The following is a 24,415-nucleotide window of genomic DNA, read 5'->3' as shown; positions in this document are numbered from 1 at the left end:
TTTGTAGAAGTAAAGGGGATAGTTATCATGAATACAACATTAGAAAAATTAAAAGAACGCATTAAAGACAAAAAATACAAATTGACTACACAACGTCAAACAATTTTACAAGCCTTCATCGATGCTGATGAAAATCATTTAAGTGCAGAAGACGTATATGTACTTGTAAAAGAAGTGGCTCCTGATATCGGCTTGGCTACTATTTACAGAACACTTGATCTCTTCACTGAACTTGATTTGTTGAAACGTCTTGATTTCGGCGATGGTCGTAACCGTTACGAATTGAACGACGAAGAGTTTGCTCATTTCCACCATCATTTGATCTGCGTAAAATGTGGCAAAGTATCCGAGTTTGAAGATGATATGCTTGAAACACTAGAATCCATCATTGCTAAAAAATTGAACTTCCGCACTATCGACCATCAATTGAAAGTATATGGTTATTGCAGCGATTGCCAAAATCATATGACTGAAGCAGAGCTTGACAAATTAGAACGTATGGCTCATCACCATGCTTAATGGATATCTATATACGGGACCATTACCGCTTGGTTCTGTAGTGGCTCATAATTGTGGTGCTGCAGGCCTGTTTTCTGACAAGGTGCATCCAGATGTTATTCTTGAAGCTCATGAAGTCGATGGATTGTATACCTTAACAGTTACCATTGGTGACACAGTTCAGACTTTTGAAGGTCCCGTTTCCTCTATGGGACGACGTCAAATAGGGCAAGCTTTGTTAAGCTATTTGCGTGAATATCAAGGCTTGCCAGTTGATGCACCATGGGGGACTATGGTCGGTGTACGCCCTACAAAGCTACTACATAAATATATAGATACATATGGCTCTGTCCACACAGCAACTCGTCACATTAGGGACGAGTTTTCTGTGTCTATGGAAAAACTTGCCACTTTAGGCTCTATAGGTGAATACCAACGTCCATTTTTAGCTGATACAGACGATAAAAAGGTGAGTCTCTATTGTGGCATTCCTTTTTGTGACACCCGCTGTGTTTACTGCTCCTTTCCGTATGGACTCTATCAGGACTATGATGGTAAAAGCCAATTTTTAACTGCCTTAGGCCGGGACATAGAGGATATGAAAACTATTGTTGAATCTTATGGCTTAACGGTAGATACCCTCTATATGGGGGGCGGTACACCGACGGTGCTAGGGGACGAAGACTTTCACCAAGTTCTGAAACAGCTATCTATACTTGTTCCTGAAGGTCATGAGTTTACTGTAGAGGCTGGGCGTCCAGACTCCGTTAATCCTGTGAAACTACGATCTATGCTGGAACTAGGTGTAAATCGTATCAGCATTAATCCGCAAACCATGCAAGATGATATTTTGCGGAGCATTGGCCGCGGCCATAGTGCACGTGATATTGATGAACTATTACAATATGTAAAAGCCAATACATCTCTAGCGGTAAATATGGATTTTATTGCAGGCTTACCGCATCAAACGATGCAAAACATGATAGAGAATATGGATTATGTATGTCAAAATCTGCCGGAAAATGTTACAATTCATACGTTAGCATTAAAACGTGGCAGCCCATTGTATGATTTAAATATGCAAGATGATATTCCAGAGGAACATCTCGTGGCAGACATGGTACAATATGGTAAAGAGCGTCTTGAAGCGGCTGGTTATGTGCCATATTATCTATACCGCCAACAATATATGAGAGGGCAGTTAGAGAATATCGGCTACACCTTGCCCGGCAAAGCGTGTGAATATAATATTCAGATTATGGAGGAACGACAAAGTATTCTTTCCATGGGACCAGGTAGTTCATCTAAGTGGATGCGGGCCCCTGAATATCGTCAATTGAAACAGCATATGCCAAAGGATGTAGATGTTTACCACGCAACGATAGATGCACTATTAGAGAAACGACATAGAATTTGTAAAAAATTTTGGGAGGTTGTGTAATGGCTATTAGAAAACCAAGAGGTACACAAGACTTTTTGCCAGAGCAAATGATAAATTGGCACTATATTGAACAGCGTATGCGTGAAATTTGTAAGGTATACGGGTTCAACGAAATTCGCACACCTGCCTTTGAAGAAACTAAATTATTCTTGCGCGGTATCGGTGAAACTACAGATGTAGTACAAAAGGAAATGTACACATTTACTACGGGTGATGATGGTGGCTCTAGCTTTACCTTGCGCCCTGAAAATACAGCATCTGCAGTACGGGCCTATTTAGAAAATAAAGTATACGGTAAAGAAGGTCTAACAAAATGGTATTACATGGGGCCTATGTTCCGACATGATAAACCACAAGCTGGCCGTTACCGCCAATTCCACCAATTTGGGGCAGAGGTATTAGGTTCTCAATCCCCTGTAGTGGATAGTGAAGTTATCTGCATGGTCGTACAATTGTTGAAAGACTTTGGCCTTAAAGACCTCAATGTAGAGGTGAACTCTGTAGGCTGTCCAATATGCCGCCCTGTATACCGTGAAAAATTAATTGAGTTCTTTGAGCCTAAAAAAGAACAATTATGTAGTGACTGCCAAGAACGTTTGTATAAAAATCCGTTGCGTATCTTGGATTGCAAAAATGAAACATGCAAATCTTTGTCCGTAGGTGCTCCTGAAATTCACGAACATTTATGTGAAGAATGTCATGATCACTTTGAAGAATTAAAAACTTATTTAACGGCTGCTAATGTGCAATATACATTAAATCCTCGTTTAGTACGTGGCCTTGATTATTACACAAAAACAGCATTTGAGGTGCAATATACTCCATTAGGGGCTCAAAGTGCAGTAGCCGGTGGTGGTCGTTACGATGGCCTTGTAGAGGAACTTGATGGTCCTCATACACCAGCTATCGGTTTTGCGATGGGCATGGAACGTTTATTATTAGCCCTTGAAAAACAAAACTTATTACCGGAACAAACTGTAGAGCCATCTGCATTCGTAGTAGCTCTTGGTGATGCGGCTAAGGTAGAGGCTTTCAAAATTTGCCAAGCATTGCATGATGCATATGTATCCGTTGAAATGGACGGACAGGGTAAGAGTATGAAGGCACAATTAAAATATGCTAACAAAATTAATGCAAAATATGTTATCATATTGGGTGATGATGAATTGGCTCGTGGGGAAGCCATAATCCGATTCATGGAAACTAGTGAACAAGAAACTGTACCACTCGATACAGTTTCTGAACGTATAACTTCTTTGGTGAAAGGATGACAATTAGAATGGAAACAATGCAAGGCTTACACCGTACGCACGGTTGTGGCACCATCTCTGAACAAGAGGTAGGTAAAGAGGTCGTATTATGTGGTTGGGTTGAACGCCGTCGTGATCATGGTGGTTTGATTTTCTTGGATTTACGTGATCGTTCTGGCGTAGTACAAGTAGTGGCATCTCCAGATCATAACGTGGAATCTTTCCACAAAGCAGAGGATGTTCGTAACGAATATGTACTTTGTGTACGTGGTAAAATTACAAAACGTGATGAAGCTGCTATCAATCCAAATCTTCCAACAGGTGCATATGAAATGTACTGTGAAGAGTTGCGCGTATTGAACTCTGCTAAAACACCTCCATTCTATATCCAAGATGATATCGATGTAGATGAAAATATTCGTTTAAAATATCGTTACCTTGACTTACGTCGTCCAGAAATGCAACGTAACTTGATTTTACGCCACAAAGTAACGAAAGCAATGCGCGACTTCTTCGATAGCCGCGATTTCTTGGAAATTGAAACTCCAATGCTTACTAAATCTACACCAGAAGGCGCTCGTGACTATCTAGTACCTTCTCGTGTAAATGCTGGTACATTCTATGCATTGCCACAATCTCCACAAATTTTCAAACAAATCTTGATGGTAGCTGGTTATGAAAAATATTTCCAAATCGTTCGTTGCTTCCGCGATGAAGATTTGCGTGCAGACCGTCAACCAGAGTTCACTCAGCTCGACTTGGAAATGTCCTTCGTAGATGAAGAAGACATTTACTCCATGCTTGAAGAAATGATTGCTCATGTATTCAAAAATGCATTGGACAAAGAAATCACATTGCCTATGCCTCGCATTACATGGGATGAAGCAATGGATAAATATGGTTCTGATAAACCAGACCTTCGTTTCGACATGGCCTTTACTGATGTAACTGATCTTGTAAAAGATACAGAGTTCAAAGTATTCCGCTCTGTAATCGATAACGGTGGTGTAGTTAAAGGTATCGTTGTACCTGGCGATGCTGGTATTCCTCGTCGTGAACTTGATGATCTCGTTGAATATGTAAACCGCTACGGTGCGAAAGGTCTTGCATGGGCTTGCTTCAACGAAGATGGTTCCATCAAGTCTCAAATCATGAAGTTCTTAGGTGAAGATACAATCCGTAATATCGGTGAAAAAATGGGCGCTAAAGGTGGCGACCTTGTATTGATGATTGCAGATAAACCAGCAACTGTAGCACGTGCATTAGGTGAATTGCGCCTTGAAATGGCACGCCGTATGAACATGATTGACCAAGATAAATTGGCATTCACATGGGTAACTGACTTCCCTATGTTCGAATATAATGAAGATGAAAAACGTTATGTTGCAATGCACCATCCGTTCACAATGCCTCGTCATGAAGACCTTGATAAATTGGAATCCGATCCTGGCAGCGTAAAAGCAATCGCTTATGATATGGTATTGAACGGTGTTGAAATCGGTGGCGGTTCCTTGCGTATTTACCAATCTGATGTACAAGAAAAAGTATTCAAAGCTATTGGTTTGTCTGAAGAAGAAGCAAAATCCAAATTCGGCTTCATGCTTGATGCATTCCAATATGGTGCACCTCCTCATGCAGGCTGTGCATTCGGCCTTGATCGTCTTGTTATGTTGATGGCAAAACGTCAATCTATCCGCGACGTAATCGCATTCCCTAAAACTCAATCTGCTTCTGATGTTATGAGCCAAGCGCCATCTGAAGTAGAACCTAAACAATTAAAAGAGTTGCATATTAAACCAGATATCGAGGAAGAAGAAGAGCAATCTTTGGTGTAAAAACATAGGCAAGAATTGATTAAAATTCAAATGTCAAGACTTGTTTATTACCAATCTTTCTGATACTATTTATGTATAAGATATCCCTGCCATGTGCGTGTGATATCGCAGTTTTGAGCCAACACATTTACTTCGGGAGTCCGAACTCTCGTCTGAACGTTACGCCCTTATGGGACAACTGCAGGATGAGGAGGACACCCACCTGCCCTAAGCAGGATCAAAACGCGGTACATTACGGCATGGTGGGGCTTTTTTGCGTGTAAAAATGGCATATAATGAGAACATCAATGGTTTAGAAATATGAATATTAATAGTTTAGATACAGTGAATTGAGGTGATAGAATGGATAGTTTGTTTGATTTAGAGCCTACAAATGCATATGAGCCACTTCCTGTGCGTATGCGTCCTACCAAGTTGGATCATTTATACGGTCAAGAGAAGGCCGTAGGGAAGGGGACCTTCTTACGTGCTATGGTAGAGAAGGATACCATTCCATCTATGCTTTTTTATGGGCCTTGTGGAACGGGGAAAACTACACTAGCAGGTATCATTGCTAAGGTAAGTAACAGTCATTTTGTAAATTTAAATGCTACCAATGCTGGTATAGGTGAGTTGCGTAACATCATAGAGGATGCTCGTAAGCGCGTACGGTCATTACAACAAAGAACTATATTATTCCTCGATGAAATCCACCGTTTCAATAAAAGCCAACAAGATGTGTTATTACCTTGTGTAGAAGATGGTACGATTATCCTCATTGGTGCCACCACAGAGAATCCGTTTTTTGAGGTTAATAGACCGCTTTTATCCCGTTTGCGACTCATAACATTGGAGGCTTTGACACCAAAGGCGATTGGTCAAATTTTGCGTCGTGCTATTACAGATGAAGAGGTAGGTCTTGGTAAACGTCGTTTACAAGTAACCGATGAAGTGCTAGAGGATGTAGGAATTTTCGTTAATGGCGACGGTCGTATGGCTTTGAATATTTTAGAACAGGCTGCAGCTATGGTACCGGATGAAGGGACTATAACTATAGAGGTTCTTGAGAAAGTTGTGGGACGTCGAATTTACACATATGATAAAAAAGGTGACAGCCACTACGATACAATCTCTGCTTTTATTAAAAGTATGCGTGGCTCTGATGTACAAGCGACGATGCATTATTTAGCACGTATGATTGAAGCGGGGGAGGATCCTAATTTTATTGCTCGTCGGATCGTCATATGTGCAGCTGAGGATGTAGGCCTTGCAGATCCGCAAGCTTTAATTCTAGCCAATGCAGCGGCTCAAGCGGCTCATATGGTAGGATTTCCAGAGGCTCGCATCATATTGTCTGAGGCGGCTTGTTATGTAGCATTAGCACCGAAAAGTAATTCTGCTTATTTGGCTATCGATGCAGCAATTGCTGATGTGCGCCACAAGGATTGTGGACAGGTGCCAGATCATTTAAAAGATAGTCATTATAGTGGGGCTAGCAAGTTAGGTCATGGGAACACCTATAAGTATGCTCACAACTATCCAAATGGCTATGTAAAACAGCAGTATCTACCAACACCTCTTATGGATGCTTCGTACTACAATGGTATTAAAAGAGGCAAGGAAGAACAGTTACTTTGTGACTGGGAGAAACGGCGTAAAAGCTAACTAAATACTTCGATATATGCTATAATATAATGATAAGTTAATTTACAGTAGTGTTATATAAGTAAGGGGTTTGTATAGATTTATGGCAGAAGAAAAAACTTCCACCAAAAAACGCAATACACGACGAAAGCGAACAAGTACAAAACAGCAAACTAAGTCTCAAGGATTTTCCTTGCGCAGCGAAGTTAAAGGCTTAATTGTAATTGCCTTTGCAGTTATTTCCTTGCTCGGATTCTTTGGGTTTGAACTCGGTCTTGTAGGACAGATTTTAACAGGTATATTCCGTTATGGTTTTGGCCTAGGTGGTATTATTCCTTGCCTTGGTGTGTTCTGGATTGGCTGGCGATTATTGTATAAAGGAACATTTATTTCCGTTACTAAACGGGGCGTTGTAATGACTTTGTTCTTCCTATTCTTGCTAGCCCTTGTTCCATTGTGGCGCGTTCCTGAGGGGCAGGAATTAATCACAACACAATTGGCTGACCAAGGTGGTGTAGTAGGTGGTGCCATCGCTACATTCCTTCGCACCCTATTAGGTGAGCTAGGGGCTATCATTTTAGATGTGTTCTTATTATTAGCTTTTGGTATTCTGATCACTCGTTTATCTTTGCGAAGTGGCTTGCAAAAGGCAGCGGATAAAACACAAGTAGGTTTAGATGTAGCTAAAGAAGTGGCTGCTGAGAAGGTCGCTGTAGCTAAAGAGGTCTTTGAAGATTGGAATGAACAACGTAAAGAAGCTGCAGAACAACGGAAAGCGTATAACAGGGAAAAGGACACACGTTTTGCTGATGCTGCAGATCAAGCATTAGATATACTTGAAAAACGAGGTATCACTACCGACCGAGATAACTTTAAAACGAGTGCGGTTGTAGATAATGAACCTATGGTGGATACAGTAACGACTGTAGAATCTCCAAAGGCTCCTACATCTTGGAAAGAATTAGCTGAAATAGAAGCGCGCAACCGTGCAGCAGAACAATTGGCGAATATTTCTGAAGATGCTGGTGATGCGAAGTCTTATGATGCAGATGATTTTGATCAATTCTCTGATGCTGGTAGATCTACAGGTGATGACTATGTATATACTCCAGATGAGGATTATACATATACTCCAGACGAAGGATATACAGACGAATCTGAATCAGTAGAGAATAATCATGAGGAACAACCAAAGTTTACATATCAAAATACAACGATTGGTCCATTGGAAACTAATCACGCTGCCATAGCTTCTGCTGTACCTGGAACAGGTGCTGCTGCAAGTTCTGTAAGTGCTGGTGCCGGTATGTCTGGTATGAGTTTACAAGTACCATCTACTATTAGTACTACAGAAGATACAGCACAAGTAGCAGTATCTAAAGAGGGTCAAATTCATCGTACCTATGATAGACCTTATCATTTCCCAAGTCTTGATATTTTGGCGAAAGGGAAGGGAAGTCAAAGTAATGGTGAAGAAGTAGCGCAAAATGCAATGATGCTTGAAAATGTATTGAGTAACTTTGGCATTACTGCTAAGGTCGTTAATGCTACACAAGGTCCAACTGTTACACGCTACGAAATTGAACCTGCACCTGGTGTAAAGGTTAGCCGTATCGTCAACTTAACTGATGATATTGCCTTAAACTTAGCGGCTCAACATATTCGGATGGAGGCTCCAATCCCTGGTAAATCCGCCATCGGTATCGAGGTTCCTAATAAGACGACAGAGGCCGTTCATTTACGTGATGTTCTTGATTGTAGTGACTTCAAGGACGCTCGTGGGGGTATTCCGGTAGGTCTTGGCAAGGATATTGCAGGTAAGCCTGTTATTACTGACCTTGCGAAGATGCCTCACTTGCTTGTAGCAGGTACTACTGGTTCTGGTAAATCTGTATGTGTAAATACTTTGATTTCAAGTATTCTATTTAGTCGTAAACCAGAAGAGGTTAAGCTTTTATTAATCGACCCTAAGATGGTTGAATTGTCTATCTACAATGGCATTCCTCATTTGATGGCGCCAGTTGTAACAGATATGAAAAAAGCAGCCGCTGTATTGCGTTGGGCTGTTCGTGAGATGGAGGCTCGTTATAAAGCTTTTGCAGCATCTGGCAAACGCGATATTAAGAGCTATAACGAAGCGCACCCTAAGGCGGCTATGCCTTTGATTGTATTAATTATCGATGAGTTAGCTGACCTTATGATGACTGCTCCTGATGATATTGAAGAATCTATTAGTCGCTTAGCACAAATGGCGCGTGCTGCAGGTATTCACATGGTACTCGCTACGCAACGTCCTTCTGTCAACGTTATTACAGGCTCTATTAAGGCCAATGTACCGAGCCGTATTTCCTTTGCAGTAGGTTCTCAAATTGACTCCCGTACTATTCTCGATATGGCGGGTGCTGAGAAATTGCTTGGTAAAGGGGATATGTTATTTGCTCCAATTGGTGCTAATAAACCAATTCGTGTACAAGGTGCGTTTATCTCTGATGATGAGGTAGAACATCTTGTGGAATTTGTAAAAGCTCAACGTGAACCAGAATATGACGATACTGTTACACAAGAGGCTGAAAAGGAAACCGAAAAAGAATCATCAGAAGAAAATGATATCTACCGCGATGAATTATTAGAACGTGCTGTTAATCTCGTTATGGAATCTGGTCAAGCTTCTGTGTCTATGTTACAGCGTCGATTCCGCATTGGGTATACTCGTGCGGCTCGCCTTGTTGATACGATGGAAGATCTTAAAATTGTTGGTCCTAGTATGGGTAGTAAGGCTCGAGAAATTTTGATGAGCCCTGAACAAGCTAAGGCGCGATATTTTTCAGACTCCAATGATGAGCAATAATTAAATAATTACGATATGAGTATTATGTAGATTAAGAGAGGAACGAAAATGGCTGAATTAGGCGAAGAATTACGACGTGAACGAGTAAGACGTAATTTAACCTTTAAAGATGTGGAGCAAGTACTGCACATTAAAACAACCTATTTGGAAGCTATCGAAGATGGTAAGTATGACATCATTCCTGGTCAGGTCTACGTAAAAGGATTTATTCGTAATTACGGTAATTATTTAGATCTTGATGGGGATCGCTTGGTAAAAGCCTACCAAAGTCAAGTAGGTGATATAGATACGTTTTCTTTGCGTTCTGTGACGCGTCAGAAGGCACAAGCAGCGCCAAATTTGGTACAAAGCGAATTCGTTGAATACCAAACCTCTAAGAAGCGTATGTCTTTAGAAACGCGTCAACGAAAACGCCAACGCTCTATCGTTCAGGAACGTATTATTTTAGGCATTATTTTATTCTGTATGGCATTATTTTTACTGTGGTTATTCCTTTTTTAATAGTTGATTAGGAATGATAGAAAGGCATTTACACAATCAATGGATAGATTTTTAGTAACAGAACCTTCGGATATGAAGGAACGAGGTTGGGCCGAATTAGATTTTGTCCTCATTAGTGGGGACGCCTATGTGGACCATCCTTCCTTTGCACCTGCAGTTATCGGCAGATACTTAGAATCCAAAGGGTATCGTGTAGGCATTATAGATCAACCAGATTGGAATGATGTAGAGGCTTTCAAAAAACTTGGTAAACCGCGTCTAGCATCCCTTGTTACGGCAGGGAATCTAGATTCAATGCTCAATAAATTTACGGCAGCAAAGAAAATTCGTCGACAAGATGACTATTCTCCAGGTGGTGAAGCGGACCATCGCCCAGATCGAGCTACCTTGGTATATGCGAATCGTATGAAGGAGGCTTACAGTGATGTGCCTCTTATTATCGGTGGCATAGAGGCGTCCTTACGTCGATTTGGTCATTATGATTATTGGTCAGATACTGTGCGTCGTTCTATTTTAGTTGATTCAAAGGCAGATGTACTCATTTATGGTATGGGTGAACTTCAAATTGTAGAATTAGCTGATGCGTTAGATCAAGATAGATTTAAAGAGTCCTTGCCATCTATTCGTGGTATTTGTTATATGGCCAAGGAAATCCCTAACATAGACTATGTTGAGTGTCCATCTTTTGAGGAAATTAAAGCGGATAAGATGGCTTTTGCTGATGCATTCCGTATGCAGTATGATGAACAAGACCCATTCTATGGTCGTATAGTAGTACAAAAACATGGCGATAGATATCTTGTTCAAAACACACCTGCATTGCCACTTACGCAGGAGGAAATGGATGGCGTATATAACTTGCCGTATACTCGCAAGTGGCATCCTAAATATGACGATAAGGGTGGCGTACCAGCATTAAGCGAAGTACAGTTTAGCCTTGTAAGTCAACGGGGGTGCTTTGGTAGCTGTTCATTCTGTGCAATAACCAATCATCAAGGTCGTATCATCCAAAATCGTAGTCATGAGTCTTTACTTGATGAAGCTCAAACTATGATTAATATGGATAACTTTAAAGGATATATTCATGATGTTGGGGGCCCTACGGCGAACTTCCGTCATTTAGCTTGTGACAAACAAGCTGTATATGGTGCTTGCAAAGGTCGTACTTGTGCTGCTCCAGAGCCTTGTGAAAATCTAAATACAAACCATGATGACTATATTGCTTTACTCCGTAAATTACGTAAGCTAAAAGGCGTAAAAAAGGTATTTGTTCGTTCTGGCTTGCGTTATGACTATGTTCTAGCGGATAACAATAAAGATTTTGTCCGCGAGCTTTGTGAATTTCATGTAAGTGGACAATTAAAAGTAGCGCCAGAACATGTTTCTAAACGCGTTACCAATATGATGGGCAAAGCTGGTAAGGAAGAGTTCCTCACCTTTAAATCTTGGTTTGAAGAGGCCAATAAAAAGCTTGGTAAGAAGCAATATTTAGTACCATATTTTATGAGCTCTCATCCAGGTTGTGCCTTGGAAGATGCTATTGAATTAGCTGAGTTCTTACGTGATCAACATATGTATCCAGAACAAGTGCAAGACTTTATTCCTACGCCGGGAAGCTTATCGACATGTATGTACTATACGGGCATTAACCCACTGGATGGAAAACCTGTATATGTTGCCAAAAAAGGTAGAGATAAAGCTAAGCAGCGGGCTTTAATGCAATATAAAAATATTGAAAATTACGACCTTGTAAAAGAGGCACTCATTGAAGCTAATCGACGTGACTTGATAGGGTTTGGACCTGAATGTTTGATTCCACCACGCCCAATTGGTCGGACTAATCGTCCTAGTCAATCTAGTGGTTCTCGTAATAGTGGGAAGAATAATGATCGTCGCAACGGACGTCAGTCTAGTGAGAAAAGTAGTAAGGGTAGACCCTCTCGTAATGGCATGACCAAAAGTCGCCCATCTAATAGTAATCGAGGACGTGGTAGTCGTTAATAATGGAGAATAGCTTTGTCTATTCTGGTTTGGGAATACTTTATGTCTTATAGGAGGCATATATGAAACGGTGGATTGCTCCGGGCGTTTTAGCCCTATTTGTTATAGGAATGTTAACCTATGGCGTAAACTTTTACCATCAAGAACAGTTAGAACATGCAAAAGAACCTGTTCGTGGTGAGATTACAGTTTATACAGACTTGCCGAACAATATAACTACATTGCTTGCCAATCGTTATGAAGAGGAGAAAAATGTAAAAGTTACAGTTATGCCTCTTACAGAAGAGCAAATGGCCCAACGGGCGGCTTCAAATGTAGCTGATACATCTGGTGATCTGGTACTTACCTCTGAAGATAATCTCGTTGTAGGGGCAAATGCAGGGAAATATGCACCTATCGTTAATGAGAGAATTGACGAAGTACGTGATAATCTAAAAGATATAAATGGGTATTGGGTAGGTCTTTGGTATGATCCTATTGTATTTGTTCAAAATGACACCTTCTACAATGGGATAGGTAAATATATTACTACTTGGGATACATTGGGCAAACAAGGTGATTGGTCTATTGTGATGACCGATTTTGTAGCATCCCAAAATGCAGCTAATTTGTTATATAACATGGTGGAATATAGAGGCGAGCCTGAGGCACTGAACTATTTATATAGCTTAAAGCCACATATAATACAACATGCCAAGTTCTTGTCTACTCCAGTTCGCTTAACTGCGTTAGGAGAGTCTAATATCGGCATTGGTAATTTGTCTGATGCGGCCCAATATACTCGTCATGGATATCCGATTAAGGTTATATACCCAACAGATGGAACATCTTATTATGTAACTGGCGCTGCTGTATTAAAAAATTCAAAACATAAAGCAGATAGCGTTGAATTTATTAATTGGTTGTTATCTACAAAGACTGCAAAATATATGGTTGAAAATAATTTCACCTATATGTTTACGAATCCAGAAATGGATGAGCCAAAAGACTCATTGGGGCACGAGTTAATTTTATGGCCTGTTAATGGTGGTTACACTATAGATGGCAAAAAGTTATTGTTAAATCACTGGGTTAGCCAAGTGCGCTTCCGCAAGGAGTAACTCAGTTATATAGATCCTATTACAGGAAGTAAATTGAGAAATAAACTAGTTATGAAAGGATATAGAATGGGTAAGAAATTAGGATATGTTAGCCTAGGTTGTGCTAAAAACTTAGTAGATACAGAGGTAATGTTAGGCTTATTGAAAGATAATGGCTATACGATTACAGAGGACCTAAGCGAAGCAGATCTTATCGTTGTTAATACCTGTACTTTTATTGAGAAAGCCAAGGCTGAGTCTATTAATACCATTCTTGAGGTTGCTCAATATAAGGAAGATGGCCGTTGTAAGGGCCTTATTGTAGCAGGTTGCCTTAGCCAACAATATCAGGATGAATTATTCCAAGAAATTCCTGAAATTGATGCATTAATCGGTACTGGTGCATGGGACCAAATCATGGTAGCCGTTGATGCTATTGAGCATGGCAATCGCAGTTGTATCATGGAAAATATTACAAATATTTATGATGAGCGTATGCCGCGTATTCAAACAACACCTCGGTACAGTGCATATGTAAAAATTGCTGAAGGCTGTAACAATGGATGTACCTTCTGTATTATTCCAAAGGTACGTGGTGCATTCCGCAGTCGTACAATCGATTCTATTAAAGCCGAAGTAGAACGCTTAGCAGCATCTGGTGTTAAAGAGGTTGTTCTTATTGCTCAAGATACGACTAGCTATGGTATTGACCTCAACGATGGTAAGCCATTGTTGACTACGCTGTTAAAAGAATTAACTACAGTAGAAGGCATTGAGTGGATTCGTATGCTCTACTTATATCCAACATTCTTCTCTGATGAATTGTTAGATATTATCGTTAATGAGCCAAAACTTTGTAAATATGTAGATATTCCATTGCAACATGTGAATAACGATATTTTAAAACAAATGAATCGTCGTGATGATCGCAATGATATTGAACGTTTACTTAAGAAGATTAGAAATGCACCGACCCATATTACATTGCGCACATCTATCATCGTTGGTTTTCCTGGTGAAACCGATGAACAATTTGAAGAACTTTGTGACTTTGTAAAAGAAATAAAATTCGATAATATGGGCGTATTTACTTACTCTCAAGAGGAAGGTACACCAGCTGGTGCCCGTGAAGATCAAGTGCCAGAAGAGGTGAAAGAAGAACGTTATCATATTCTCATGTCCATTCAAGCAGCTATTTCTGAAGAGAATAATCGCGATTTAGAAGGTACCGTTGACTATGCAATGGTGGAAGAAATCGAGGAAGGCGAGAATGGTACATTATTAGCTAAAGGACGCTTGAAATCTCAAGCACCTGATGTAGACGGAAATATGTACATTGAGGACTGCGGTGAAGAGGTTCAACCTGGTGATATTCTTAAGGTACAGGTAGAGCAAGGCTTTGCTTACGATGTAGTAGCTACGGTTGTAGAATAAAACACAGCTCGATTCTTTCGATTGTGGAGGTGATCTGATGATTGTAGAACTTATTTCTACAGGTTCAGAATTATTGCTAGGCGATACAGTGAATACAAATGTATCTTGGCTAGCACAAGAATTAAATAAATTAGGCTATACTATTGCTCATCAATCTGTAGTGGGGGATAATCCTGAGCGCATGGCAGAGGTCTTTCAATTAGCTAGTACTAGAGCGGATGTCGTTATTAGTACTGGCGGATTAGGACCAACGCAAGGAGATATTACACGAAATGTATTAGCTGATTCTATAGGTAGACCTATTGTATTTAATCAAGAGGCTATGGATGAGGTTAAAAAATTCTTTGATCGTGTAAAACGTACCGTGCCGGATGCAAGTCGTCGAGAAGCTGAGTTGCCTGAAGGCGCAAACGTATTACATAATCCGGTAGGCGTGGCACCTGGTGTTGTAGTGGAAGATTGCGATACTACATACATACTTTTACCAGGTCCTCCTGGTGAGATGAAGGGGATGTTCCACGATAGTGTGGTGCCTTATTTAATGAATCGATTTGGTTCGCAAGGTGTTGTTACATCCTATCGCTATGGCATATATGATATTCGCGAAATTGATTTAGAAAATACCTTAATGGATCTCATTAAGAACCAATCGAATCCAACCATTGCGTTGCTCATTAAAAAGGGGTACATAGAGGTTCGTATTACTGCTAAGGCTGATACCTTAGAGGCTGCCCATGAGCTTCTTAATCCTTGGGATGCTATCATTCGAGAACGATTAGGAGCTCGTGTAGGACGTGACTTGACTGTTTCTATGGAGGAAACACTTGGTCAAGTATTACTTGAAGAACATAGCACTATTAGTACTGCTGAATCCTGTACTTCTGGATTAGTTGGTAAGTTGTTGACTAATGTCAGCGGTAGTAGTGAATACTATATGGGTGGTGTCATTTCTTATAGCAATGATGTAAAGCATCGTGTATTAGGGGTACCACAAGATATGTTAGATACATATGGTGCCGTAAGTGAGCAAGTCGCTAAGGCTATGGCGGAAGGGGCACGAACTGTGGGTCAAACAACATATGCCGTTTCTACGACTGGCATAGCTGGTCCTGGTGGTGGTAGTCCTGAAAAGCCGGTTGGGCTTGTTTGGTTCGGTGTAACTGGACCTCATGGCACAGTAGCTCACAAGGCTAATTTAATTGGTAATCGCGAAGATATTCGACAAAGTGCAGCAGAGCTAGCACTATATTATGTGTATACTTATATAACAGAAAAGGGGAAATAAAATAATGGCTGTAGATGGCAGACAAGCAGCGTTGGATAACGCGTTAAAACAAATTGAAAAAGACTTTGGTAAAGGCGCTATTATGCGCCTTGGTGAAGCAGCAGATCGCATGAATGTAGAGGTTATCTCCTCTGGTTCCCTTGCTATCGATATCGCTGTTGGTGTAGGGGGCTTCCCTCGCGGCCGTGTAATTGAAATTTACGGTCCAGAATCTTCTGGTAAAACAACAGTAGCGCTTCACGCTGTAGCAGAAGCGCAAAAACAAGGTGGCATTGCGGCTTTTATTGATGCAGAACATGCGATGGATCCTGTATATGCTCGTAACTTAGGTGTAGATATTAATAATCTATTGATTTCTCAACCAGATAATGGTGAGCAAGCTCTTGAAATTACAGAGGCTTTAGTTCGCAGTGGCGCTGTAGATATCGTCGTAGTTGACTCCGTCGCCGCTTTAGTTCCTAAAGCTGAAATCGAAGGCGAAATGGGCGATGCTCATGTAGGTTTACAAGCTCGTTTGATGAGTAAAGCATTGCGTAAATTAACTGGTATTATCAGCAAGTCTAAAACTGTTGTTATTTTTATCAACCAATTGCGTGAAAAAGTAGGCGTCATGTTTGGGAACCCTGAAACTACAACAGGTGGTCGTGCATTGAAATTCTATTCTTCTGTACGCCTTGATGTTCGTAAGGGTGAACTTATTAAAGCTAACAATGAAAATGTTGGTGCTCGCACTAAAGTTAAAGTAGTTAAGAACAAAGTAGCACCTCCATTCAAAACAGCAGAATTCGACTTGATGTATGGTGAAGGTATTTCTAAAGCAGGTACGCTTATCGATATCGGTACAAATATGGAAATCATCAATAAATCTGGTGCATGGTATTCCTACAATGGGGAACGTATGGGCCAAGGTAAAGAAGCGGCTAAACAATACTTGCTCGACAATCCACAAATCGCTGATGAGATTGATCGTATTATTCGCGATACATTAGCGGTTGGTACTGAAGAAATCGATGTAATCGGTGAAGAAGTAACTGAAGAAGTATAATCATGAGTGAAGAAACGATGCAAGCTGCTATGGATCAAGCGTATCGCTTCCTAGCTCAACGATTTCTAAGTTCCTATGAACTGACACAAAAAATGAGACGTAAACAATTCGAGGACCCAATCATTGAGCGGGTCCTCGAACGCCTTAGAGACTATGATTATATCAATGATGAGCGCCTGTCTGAACAAGTATTAGACTATTTGATGAAAGAACAAAAATACGGCGCCTACATGATTAAGCAAAAGATGAAACTTAGAGGTCTTACGGTGCCTCCGAAAATCTCTGATTATGATGAAGTGAAAGCCGCTTATCGTGTAGTGGAGAAAAAATTTGGTTCTATTCTCAATGAGGACTGCACTCCTCGTGTAAAAGTCTTTAATTTTCTCAAATATAGAGGGTTTTCAACGAGTACTATCCAAGTTGTGTGCAATGATTTTTATGAATAGATAGTACTTTTTCTGAGGCCTTACCAGGCTTGTAAAATCTTGACAGAAAGGGCTTTCAAGTCTAAAATTAATAATAGCCTTATTTATTTATATGATGATATGGCTAAATGATAATTTAATGCATGAAGGGCATAAAAAGGAGCATGAAAGCTCAATTTTGAGAATTTAAGAGGAGGTGAGACATATTTTAGAGGATGTTGGATATATTTTAGAGTATTGTCTAATTGCAGTGGTAATGGTACTGATTGGACTCGGGGCAGGCTATTTTTTTAGAAAAAATATTGCTGAAGGGAAACTGAATCAAGCTGAGCAAGAGGCTGCACGCATCATTGCTAACGGTGAGCGCACAGCTGAGTCTAAAAAGAAAGAAGCTTTATTAGAAGCGAAAGAAGAAATTCATAAGCTCCGTTCTGATGTAGAACGAGAAAATAAAGATCGCCGTTCTGAACTTCAACGTATGGAACGTCGTATTCTTCAAAAAGAAGAATCTTTGGATAAAAAATTAGACAATATTGAACACAAAGAGGAAGCTTTACATCGCAAAGAAGCTGACTTAGCCCAAAGCCGTGAAAAAATTGAAGCTTTGTATGAAAAACAAATGGCAGAGTTAGAACGTATTTCTGGCATGACATTTGAAGAAGCTAAGAATATCTTGTTAACAAATGTAGAACAAGAAATTCGTCATGAAACGGCGATTATGGTTAAGGAAATGGAGCAGCAAGCTAAGGATGATGCGGAGAAAAAAGCGAAAGAAATTATCTCCTCTGCAATCCAACGTTGCGCAGCTGACCATGTGGCGGAGACTACCGTATCCGTAGTGGCATTGCCTAATGATGAAATGAAAGGCCGCATTATCGGTCGTGAGGGCCGTAATATTCGCGCACTCGAAACATTAACAGGTATTGACTTGATTATCGATGACACACCAGAAGCAGTTATTCTTTCTGGCTTCGATCCAATTCGTCGTGAAGTGGCTCGTATTGCTTTAGAAAAATTGATTGTAGATGGTCGTATCCATCCAGCTCGTATTGAAGAAATGGTTGGTAAAGCTCGTAAAGAGGTTGACCAAACTATTAAAGAAGCTGGTGAACAAGCAACATTTGAAGCTGATGTTCATGGCTTACATCCTGAAATTGTTAAGATTTTAGGTCGTTTGAAATATCGTACTAGTTACGGTCAAAACGTTTTGAAACATTCTATTGAAGTATCTCATTTAGCAGGTTTGATGGCAGCTGAACTAGGCTGTGATGTAACATTGGCTAAACGAGGTGGGTTGATCCATGATATTGGTAAAGCATTAGACCGTGAACTTGAAGGTTCTCATGTTCAAATCGGTGTTGATGTGGCTCGTAAATATCGTGAAAGCGCAGCAGTAATTAACTGCATAGGTGCTCATCATGGTGATGAAGAGTTCCAATCTGTAGAAGCTGTATTAGTAGCAGCTGCTGATGCTATCTCTGCGGCTCGTCCAGGAGCACGTCGAGAAACATTAGAAAACTACTTAAAACGTTTATCTAAATTGGAAGAAATCGCTGAATCCTTCGAAGGCGTTGAAAAATGCTTTGCTATTCAAGCAGGTCGTGAGATTCGCGTTGTAGTAAAACCGGATAAGATTGATGAAGCTGAGTCTACATTACTTGTTCGAAATATCGTAAAACGCATCGAGTCTGAACTCGAATATCCAGGCCAAATTAAGGTTGTAATTATTCGTGAAACTCGCGTTGTGGATTACGCAAAATAATATGCTATAAGCGATAAGTATAGGCTGCAATGATTTCATTGCAGCCTATTATTATCAAACTTTATTTGCATATCATTTAAAGATACGGAGTATAGGAATCCTTATGTATTAATCTTTAATAGATAAGGATTCCTATGATTCGTATCAGTTATTAAACTGATTGATTCGATAATTGATTAAATTACTTTACAAATAGAGGATTTTTTATTTGTATATCGAAGTTAATATATATAAGGGAAGGAGGCGTTGGCTATGAGCAGATATTTTGAAAATGAATTGATTGAGCAAATCAAAGATGCAAATGATATTGTATCTGTAATATCCGAGCATGTAGCCTTAAAGAAACGGGGCAAGAACTATTGGGGTTGTTGTCCATTTCATAATGAAAAGACGCCGTCCTTTAGTGTTGCCCCTGAAAAGGGCTTTTATTATTGTTTTGGCTGTCATGCATCGGGGAATGTCATTAAATTCCTCATGGAACTAGAGCATTTAAGCTTTGTAGAGGTTCTAGAACGGCTTGCTAATCGTGCTAATATTCCTTTGCCAGAGGCGAAACTATCACCAGAACAACGAGCTCGAGATGAACGACGAAAAAAACTATATGAAGCTTCAGAATTAGCGGCTACATTTTTCCATAACTGCCTTACTCAAACATCGATGGGTAAGGTGGGCCTTGATTACTTAAAAAAACGGGGCCTTACAAAAGATACGATTGAAAAATTCAAACTAGGCTTTGCTCCAGATGGTTGGGATAAGTTATATCGCGCCTTCCATGAGCGCGGTATTGATGATTCAATATTATTAGAGTTGAATCTGGTACGTAAAAACCAAAAGGGTCAGTTTTACGATTTCTTTAGAAACCGAATTATGTTTCCTATTATGGATGGTAAAGGTCGTGTAGTTGCCTTTGGTGGTCGTGTTATGGATGACAGTACGCCAAAATATTTAAACTCACCAGAATCAGCCATCTTTGAAAAGGGGAAACTATTATTTGCCTTTGATAAGGCGTACAAATCGATTCGTCAAGAGAAACAGGCTATCCTTGTGGAAGGGTATATGGACGTTATATCTGCTCATAACCACGGTGTTACTAATGTAGTAGCATCCTTGGGGACGGCTTATACACGAGATCATGGTCATATTTTAATGAGGCAGGCTGATGAAATTGTACTGGCCTATGATATGGATGGAGCAGGTCGTCAAGCAGCAGCTAGGGCTATAGAATTATTACAAAATACGGACTTTAAGGTACGTGTTCTGGCTATGCCAGATGGCAAAGACCCTGATGATTATGTACGTAATCATGGAGGACAAGCATTTAAAGATTTAGTGGCTAAAGCGGTTAAGCCACTTGATTATTTATTAAGCGAGTCCTTAATTAAACACGACACAAATGATACTGAAGGGAAGCAAGCTGTTATGGCTGATGTATTCCCATATATTGCTAATATAGATAGTCAAACACAACGGGATGATGCTCTAAAGACATTGGCATTACCACTATGGCTTGATAATAGTAGTATTTTTAGATATTTCCGAGATTATGTAAAAAAAGGACAAATTGAATTGGTTGATACTGCGTCTGCACCGTTACCAACACAGGATTTACCTAAAGGTGATGCAGAAAAATTATTGTCCTTAGCCTTTACAGATGGTGAAGTGTTACAACATATGATGAGCTATTTGCCATTAGAAGACTTTGAAAAAATTGAATATCGAGGTATAATAGAAAAGATATTCACCTTATTTAAACAAGAAGGTCGTCTAGATGATACTGCTATTCAGTCTGTTTTATCCCCATCGGAGTATGATATTTACTCTAGATTAGTTGTTATGAGTGACGATGAATATAAGGTGCAAGTGCCTGGATTAATCCGCAAGATAAGGCTCCATTCATTGCGTGAACAATATAAAGCGCATTCAATTATGGCGGATCAATTAAAACGGGCAGGAGATTCGACATTTATTAGCGAATTACATAAGTGTCAGGAAATACAGAACCTAATTAGAGAATGGTCTAAGTAATATGATGTAAGAAGGAGAGCGCTGTGGCTAAGAAAGTACAAAAAAGTCAAATAGAGGAGATTGTAGAACAACTTCTTGAAAAAGGCCGAAAAACTGGCGTGTTGACACAATCAGAGATTTCAGATGCTCTTCATGAGCAGACTGATCTTACTGCGGAACAATTAGATGATATTTATACTACATTTGGTAAATTAAATATTGAAGTAGTGGCTGATATCGACGGTGAGGATACGGACGCTAATCCAATAGAACCAGAAGAAGAGGATGAAGAAGATACTTCTAATGAAAAGAATATCTCCATTGATTTAAGTGTAGACTCTGGTGTTAACATTGATGATCCTGTACGTATGTACCTCAAAGAAATTGGTCGTGTCCCATTGCTTTCTGCAGATGAAGAAATCGTTTTAGCAAAACAAATTGAGGCTGGCGCAGCAGAAGATGCTACATATAAAGATATTCAACTTGCCAAAAAGGCTAAGAAAAAATTGGTAGATGCGAACTTGCGTCTAGTTGTAAGTATTGCAAAACGTTATGTAGGTCGCGGCATGTTATTCTTGGATTTGATTCAAGAAGGTAACTTGGGCCTTATTAAAGCTGTAGATAAGTTCGATTATACAAAGGGTTATAAATTCTCCACATATGCTACATGGTGGATTCGTCAAGCTATTACTCGTGCTATTGCGGACCAAGCTCGTACGATTCGTATTCCTGTACATATGGTAGAAACAATCAATAAATTGATTCGTATTTCCCGACAATTATTGCAAGATAAAGGTCGTGAACCATTACCAGAAGAAATCGCAGAAGGTATGGGCATTACGGTAGAGCGCGTGCGTGAAATTCAAAAAATCGCACAAGAGCCAGTATCATTGGAAACTCCAATTGGTGAAGAGGAAGACTCTCACTTGGGAGACTTTATTGAGGACCAAGATGCTATTGCTCCGGACGATGCAGCTAGCTACATCTTATTACAAGAACAAATTGAAGATGTATTTACATGCTTAACTGATCGTGAGCAACAAGTATTGATCTTGCGCTTTGGTTTGAAGGACGGGAAACCTCGTACATTGGAAGAAGTAGGTCAACATTTCAATGTAACTCGTGAACGCATTCGTCAAATCGAAGGTAAGGCGCTTACTAAATTGCGTAACCGCGGTAAACGCGATAAAATTAAAGACTTCTTATAAGATAAAGAATCTCGTAAGGGTTGTGATGCAGTGTTCTCTAGCACTGTGTCACAGCCCTTTTGTGTTATAATAAAGATATGATTCATCGTTTTATGCTTATGAAACAGTCATAGAAATACGGTGTGCCTTGACTTAGTACTAGCCTATTCGGTATAATTAATAAGCTAGAAACTAACTGTGGGCCTATAGCTCAGGGGTAGAGCAACCGGCTCATAACCGGTCGGTCCCTGGTTCGATCCCAGGTGGGCCCACCAATTATGTTGATATCTACCGTCCTTGAGGATTCAAGGGCGGTTATTTTTATATATGATAATAGAGGAATTATGGAACCTAGACCTATGATGGATCGCTTAGAGGCGGTGTTTTCAATCGTACCAAAAGCTCATGCTATAGCTGATATTGGTACTGATCATGGATATTTAGCAGTAGAACTCATCAACCGTAATCGTGCTGAATTTGTTATTGCTGGCGATGTGCATAAAGGACCTTTAGAATCTGCAAAAGAATATGTTCAATCTCGTGGATTAACTTCTAAAGTAGATTGTCGATTAGGGGATGGTCTAAAGGTAACAGAGAAGGGCGAATTAAATGGTGCCATTTGCTGCGGTATGGGTGGATACCTCATGCGCGATATTGTAGACGCTGGTCCAGAGCCTTTAGAGTTTTACGTATTACAACCACAGAATGGACAAAAAGAATTACGTCAATATATGGTACAAAGGGGCTATGTTATCGTCCTTGAAATCATCGTTGAAGATGCAGGAAAGCTATATACTGCATTTTTAGCAGTGCGTAATGATCAGGTAGAAGCGTATACGGGCATGACTGAATACGTAGATGTTTATCAATCATTACCAGAGGATTCATTATTATGGTCTGTAGGTGCTCTTTTAGAACAGGAACGACCATCATTTTGGTCGAAATATATTGAGTACTTAATATATCAACGGCAATGTGCACTAGACGGTATGACTGAGCAATTGAGCCATACAGATAAATATAAGGATTTAGAGCGTGAAGTAGAATTTCTGCACGGACTTTTAGAAGATAGAAAGAAGTGAGCTTTATGACAACAGTTCAACAAGTTATTACCTTAATGGAACAATTGGCCCCTCGAGCTTATGCAGAATCTTGGGATAATGTGGGCCTCATGGTAGGTGATAGAAATGCTATCGTTACAGGTGTGTTAACTACATTAGATGTAACAGAGGAGGCCATTTCATATGCCATTGAACATGACTGTAATCTAATTGTTAGTCATCACCCGTTGATTTTTAAGGGCTTAAAACAATTGTCTTGTGATACGGCGCAAGGGCGAATGATTAATCAGTTGATTCAACATAATATTGCCGTTTACAGTGCACATACAAATCTTGATATCGCACCTGGTGGTCTTAATGATATGTTAGCTAATCAATTAGGTCTTATAGACATAAAAGGTTTTGTTAAAACTGGTGAAGACGTGCTATATAAGGTGACTACCTTTGTACCTGAAAGCTCTGCTGATGCGATTCGTCATGCTATGGGGACCGCAGGGGCAGGAAAAATTGGTAACTATGAGCACTGTAGCTTTAGTCTTCACGGTGAGGGTCGCTTCATCGGCAATGAAGAGTCTCATCCTGTTATCGGTGAAGCCGGTACTCTAACGGTGGCAGCTGAGGTACAAGTGAATGCTATCGTAGATGGTACTCATTTAAGCCAAGTGATTGAGTCTATGAAAGCAGCACATCCTTATGAAGAAGTGGCTTATGAAGTTGTGTCCTTGGTAGATCCTACAGCTTCTACTCAGTATTTAGGTAGAGTTGGCCGCTTGCCAAATGCATTAAATTTAGATACCTTCCGTGAATGGGTACAGGAAGCATTACCAGAGGCTAATATTCGTTTTGCAGGTATTGCACCTAAAGAGATTCAATCCATTGCGTTATGCTCCGGAGCTGGTGCTGAATTTATTAAGGATGCAGCTCGCTTGCGTATAGATGCATATGTTACAGGCGATGTGAAATATCATGATGCACAATTAGCTAAAGAGCTTGGATTGCTTGTAGTTGATGCAGGACATTTTGGCACAGAATCTATTGTTGCTAGTGGTTTACGTGACTATTTACTTAGTAAAGATTTATCTGTTCCTGTGAAAGCTTTTACAGAACAGAATGATTTCTTTTTCTTATAATATTGC

General features: G+C 40.0%; 18 protein-coding genes, 1 tRNA gene and 1 other RNA gene. All 20 read left to right on the top strand.

Annotated elements, in window-relative coordinates:
- Nucleotides 1-27: 27 nt before the first annotated feature.
- The 20 genes from KH109_RS02250 to KH109_RS02155 all read left to right on the top strand — a co-directional run bounded on the left by KH109_RS02250 (nt 28) and on the right by KH109_RS02155 (nt 24,409).
- Nucleotides 28-519, top strand: coding sequence for a Fur family transcriptional regulator (locus KH109_RS02250; RefSeq protein ID WP_024065550.1), 492 nt, complete (start codon nt 28-30; stop codon nt 517-519).
- Nucleotides 512-1,939 carry a coproporphyrinogen dehydrogenase HemZ gene (hemZ, locus tag KH109_RS02245; protein ID WP_295215323.1) on the top strand — a complete coding sequence of 476 codons (1,428 nt, stop codon included), beginning with the start codon at nt 512-514 and terminating at the stop codon, nt 1,937-1,939. Before KH109_RS02250 ends, hemZ begins: the two co-directional genes overlap by 8 nt.
- Nucleotides 1,939-3,210 (top strand): histidine--tRNA ligase, encoded by a 1,272-nt coding sequence (hisS, locus tag KH109_RS02240; protein WP_295215320.1) that lies wholly within the window; start codon nt 1,939-1,941, stop codon nt 3,208-3,210. The genes hemZ and hisS overlap by 1 nt, the downstream gene beginning before the upstream one ends.
- A gap of 8 nt (nt 3,211-3,218) precedes the next feature.
- Nucleotides 3,219-5,024 carry an aspartate--tRNA ligase gene (gene aspS, locus KH109_RS02235; RefSeq protein WP_295215362.1) on the top strand — a complete coding sequence of 602 codons (1,806 nt, stop codon included), beginning with the start codon at nt 3,219-3,221 and terminating at the stop codon, nt 5,022-5,024.
- 80 nt (nt 5,025-5,104) lie between these two features.
- Nucleotides 5,105-5,277: non-coding RNA, 6S RNA (ssrS, locus tag KH109_RS02230), on the top strand.
- 89 nt (nt 5,278-5,366) lie between these two features.
- Complete coding sequence (locus KH109_RS02225) at nt 5,367-6,668, top strand: replication-associated recombination protein A (RefSeq protein WP_295215318.1); 1,302 nt, start codon at nt 5,367-5,369, stop codon at nt 6,666-6,668.
- A gap of 82 nt (nt 6,669-6,750) precedes the next feature.
- A complete protein-coding gene (locus KH109_RS02220; protein ID WP_295215317.1) occupies nt 6,751-9,495 on the top strand; it encodes a DNA translocase FtsK in 2,745 nt (914 codons plus the stop codon).
- A gap of 48 nt (nt 9,496-9,543) precedes the next feature.
- Nucleotides 9,544-9,996 (top strand): helix-turn-helix domain-containing protein, encoded by a 453-nt coding sequence (locus KH109_RS02215; protein WP_005386075.1) that lies wholly within the window; start codon nt 9,544-9,546, stop codon nt 9,994-9,996.
- 39 nt (nt 9,997-10,035) lie between these two features.
- Complete coding sequence (locus tag KH109_RS02210) at nt 10,036-11,997, top strand: YgiQ family radical SAM protein (protein WP_295215315.1); 1,962 nt, start codon at nt 10,036-10,038, stop codon at nt 11,995-11,997.
- Nucleotides 11,998-12,059: 62 nt separating this feature from the next.
- Nucleotides 12,060-13,097: an extracellular solute-binding protein gene (locus KH109_RS02205; protein WP_295215313.1), complete on the top strand. Its 1,038-nt coding sequence runs from the start codon at nt 12,060-12,062 to the stop codon at nt 13,095-13,097.
- Nucleotides 13,098-13,163: 66 nt separating this feature from the next.
- Nucleotides 13,164-14,510, top strand: a complete 1,347-nt coding sequence (gene rimO / locus KH109_RS02200) for a 30S ribosomal protein S12 methylthiotransferase RimO (protein WP_295215311.1) — start codon at nt 13,164-13,166, stop codon at nt 14,508-14,510.
- A 37-nt stretch (nt 14,511-14,547) separates the two neighbouring features.
- The gene (locus KH109_RS02195) at nt 14,548-15,795 is read left to right on the top strand and encodes a competence/damage-inducible protein A (RefSeq protein ID WP_295215309.1); all 1,248 of its coding nucleotides are present in this window, start codon (nt 14,548-14,550) and stop codon (nt 15,793-15,795) included.
- 4 nt (nt 15,796-15,799) lie between these two features.
- Complete coding sequence (gene recA / locus KH109_RS02190; protein ID WP_105094512.1) at nt 15,800-16,840, top strand: recombinase RecA; 1,041 nt, start codon at nt 15,800-15,802, stop codon at nt 16,838-16,840.
- Between the two features lie 2 nt (nt 16,841-16,842).
- A complete protein-coding gene (locus tag KH109_RS02185) occupies nt 16,843-17,286 on the top strand; it encodes a regulatory protein RecX (protein ID WP_295215307.1) in 444 nt (147 codons plus the stop codon).
- 184 nt (nt 17,287-17,470) lie between these two features.
- Entirely contained in the window at nt 17,471-19,027 is a 1,557-nt protein-coding gene (gene rny / locus KH109_RS02180; RefSeq protein WP_295215360.1) for a ribonuclease Y, read from the top strand.
- A gap of 252 nt (nt 19,028-19,279) precedes the next feature.
- Nucleotides 19,280-21,052 (top strand): DNA primase, encoded by a 1,773-nt coding sequence (gene dnaG / locus KH109_RS02175; protein WP_295215305.1) that lies wholly within the window; start codon nt 19,280-19,282, stop codon nt 21,050-21,052.
- A gap of 23 nt (nt 21,053-21,075) precedes the next feature.
- Entirely contained in the window at nt 21,076-22,239 is a 1,164-nt protein-coding gene (gene rpoD, locus KH109_RS02170; RefSeq protein WP_295215303.1) for an RNA polymerase sigma factor RpoD, read from the top strand.
- 179 nt (nt 22,240-22,418) lie between these two features.
- Nucleotides 22,419-22,493 (top strand) — tRNA-Ile (locus tag KH109_RS02165).
- A 69-nt stretch (nt 22,494-22,562) separates the two neighbouring features.
- Complete coding sequence (locus tag KH109_RS02160; RefSeq protein ID WP_295215301.1) at nt 22,563-23,300, top strand: class I SAM-dependent methyltransferase; 738 nt, start codon at nt 22,563-22,565, stop codon at nt 23,298-23,300.
- A 5-nt stretch (nt 23,301-23,305) separates the two neighbouring features.
- Nucleotides 23,306-24,409, top strand: a complete 1,104-nt coding sequence (locus KH109_RS02155; protein ID WP_295215299.1) for a Nif3-like dinuclear metal center hexameric protein — start codon at nt 23,306-23,308, stop codon at nt 24,407-24,409.
- The last annotated feature ends 6 nt before the right edge of the window (nt 24,410-24,415 follow it).

It is taken from the genome of Veillonella sp. (assembly GCF_018381775.1).
GTDB lineage: Bacteria > Bacillota > Negativicutes > Veillonellales > Veillonellaceae > Veillonella.
Note: the sequence above shows the minus strand (reverse complement) of the source record. Positions and strands in the feature narration are given on the sequence as shown.

Excerpts from the sequence above, each read along its gene's own strand:
- dnaG (WP_295215305.1), top strand. The coding sequence starts at position 19,280 with ATGAGCAGATATTTTGAAAATGAATTGATTGAGCAAATCAAAGATGCA.
- hisS (WP_295215320.1), top strand. The coding sequence starts at position 1,939 with ATGGCTATTAGAAAACCAAGAGGTACACAAGACTTTTTGCCAGAGCAA.
- rimO (WP_295215311.1), top strand. The coding sequence starts at position 13,164 with ATGGGTAAGAAATTAGGATATGTTAGCCTAGGTTGTGCTAAAAACTTA.
- KH109_RS02220 (WP_295215317.1), top strand. The coding sequence starts at position 6,751 with ATGGCAGAAGAAAAAACTTCCACCAAAAAACGCAATACACGACGAAAG.
- aspS (WP_295215362.1), top strand. The coding sequence starts at position 3,219 with ATGGAAACAATGCAAGGCTTACACCGTACGCACGGTTGTGGCACCATC.
- KH109_RS02195 (WP_295215309.1), top strand. The coding sequence starts at position 14,548 with ATGATTGTAGAACTTATTTCTACAGGTTCAGAATTATTGCTAGGCGAT.
- hemZ (WP_295215323.1), top strand. The coding sequence starts at position 512 with ATGCTTAATGGATATCTATATACGGGACCATTACCGCTTGGTTCTGTA.
- KH109_RS02225 (WP_295215318.1), top strand. The coding sequence starts at position 5,367 with ATGGATAGTTTGTTTGATTTAGAGCCTACAAATGCATATGAGCCACTT.
- recA (WP_105094512.1), top strand. The coding sequence starts at position 15,800 with ATGGCTGTAGATGGCAGACAAGCAGCGTTGGATAACGCGTTAAAACAA.
- KH109_RS02205 (WP_295215313.1), top strand. The coding sequence starts at position 12,060 with ATGAAACGGTGGATTGCTCCGGGCGTTTTAGCCCTATTTGTTATAGGA.
- KH109_RS02160 (WP_295215301.1), top strand. The coding sequence starts at position 22,563 with ATGGAACCTAGACCTATGATGGATCGCTTAGAGGCGGTGTTTTCAATC.
- KH109_RS02155 (WP_295215299.1), top strand. The coding sequence starts at position 23,306 with ATGACAACAGTTCAACAAGTTATTACCTTAATGGAACAATTGGCCCCT.
- KH109_RS02185 (WP_295215307.1), top strand. The coding sequence starts at position 16,843 with ATGAGTGAAGAAACGATGCAAGCTGCTATGGATCAAGCGTATCGCTTC.
- KH109_RS02250 (WP_024065550.1), top strand. The coding sequence starts at position 28 with ATGAATACAACATTAGAAAAATTAAAAGAACGCATTAAAGACAAAAAA.
- KH109_RS02210 (WP_295215315.1), top strand. The coding sequence starts at position 10,036 with ATGGATAGATTTTTAGTAACAGAACCTTCGGATATGAAGGAACGAGGT.
- KH109_RS02215 (WP_005386075.1), top strand. The coding sequence starts at position 9,544 with ATGGCTGAATTAGGCGAAGAATTACGACGTGAACGAGTAAGACGTAAT.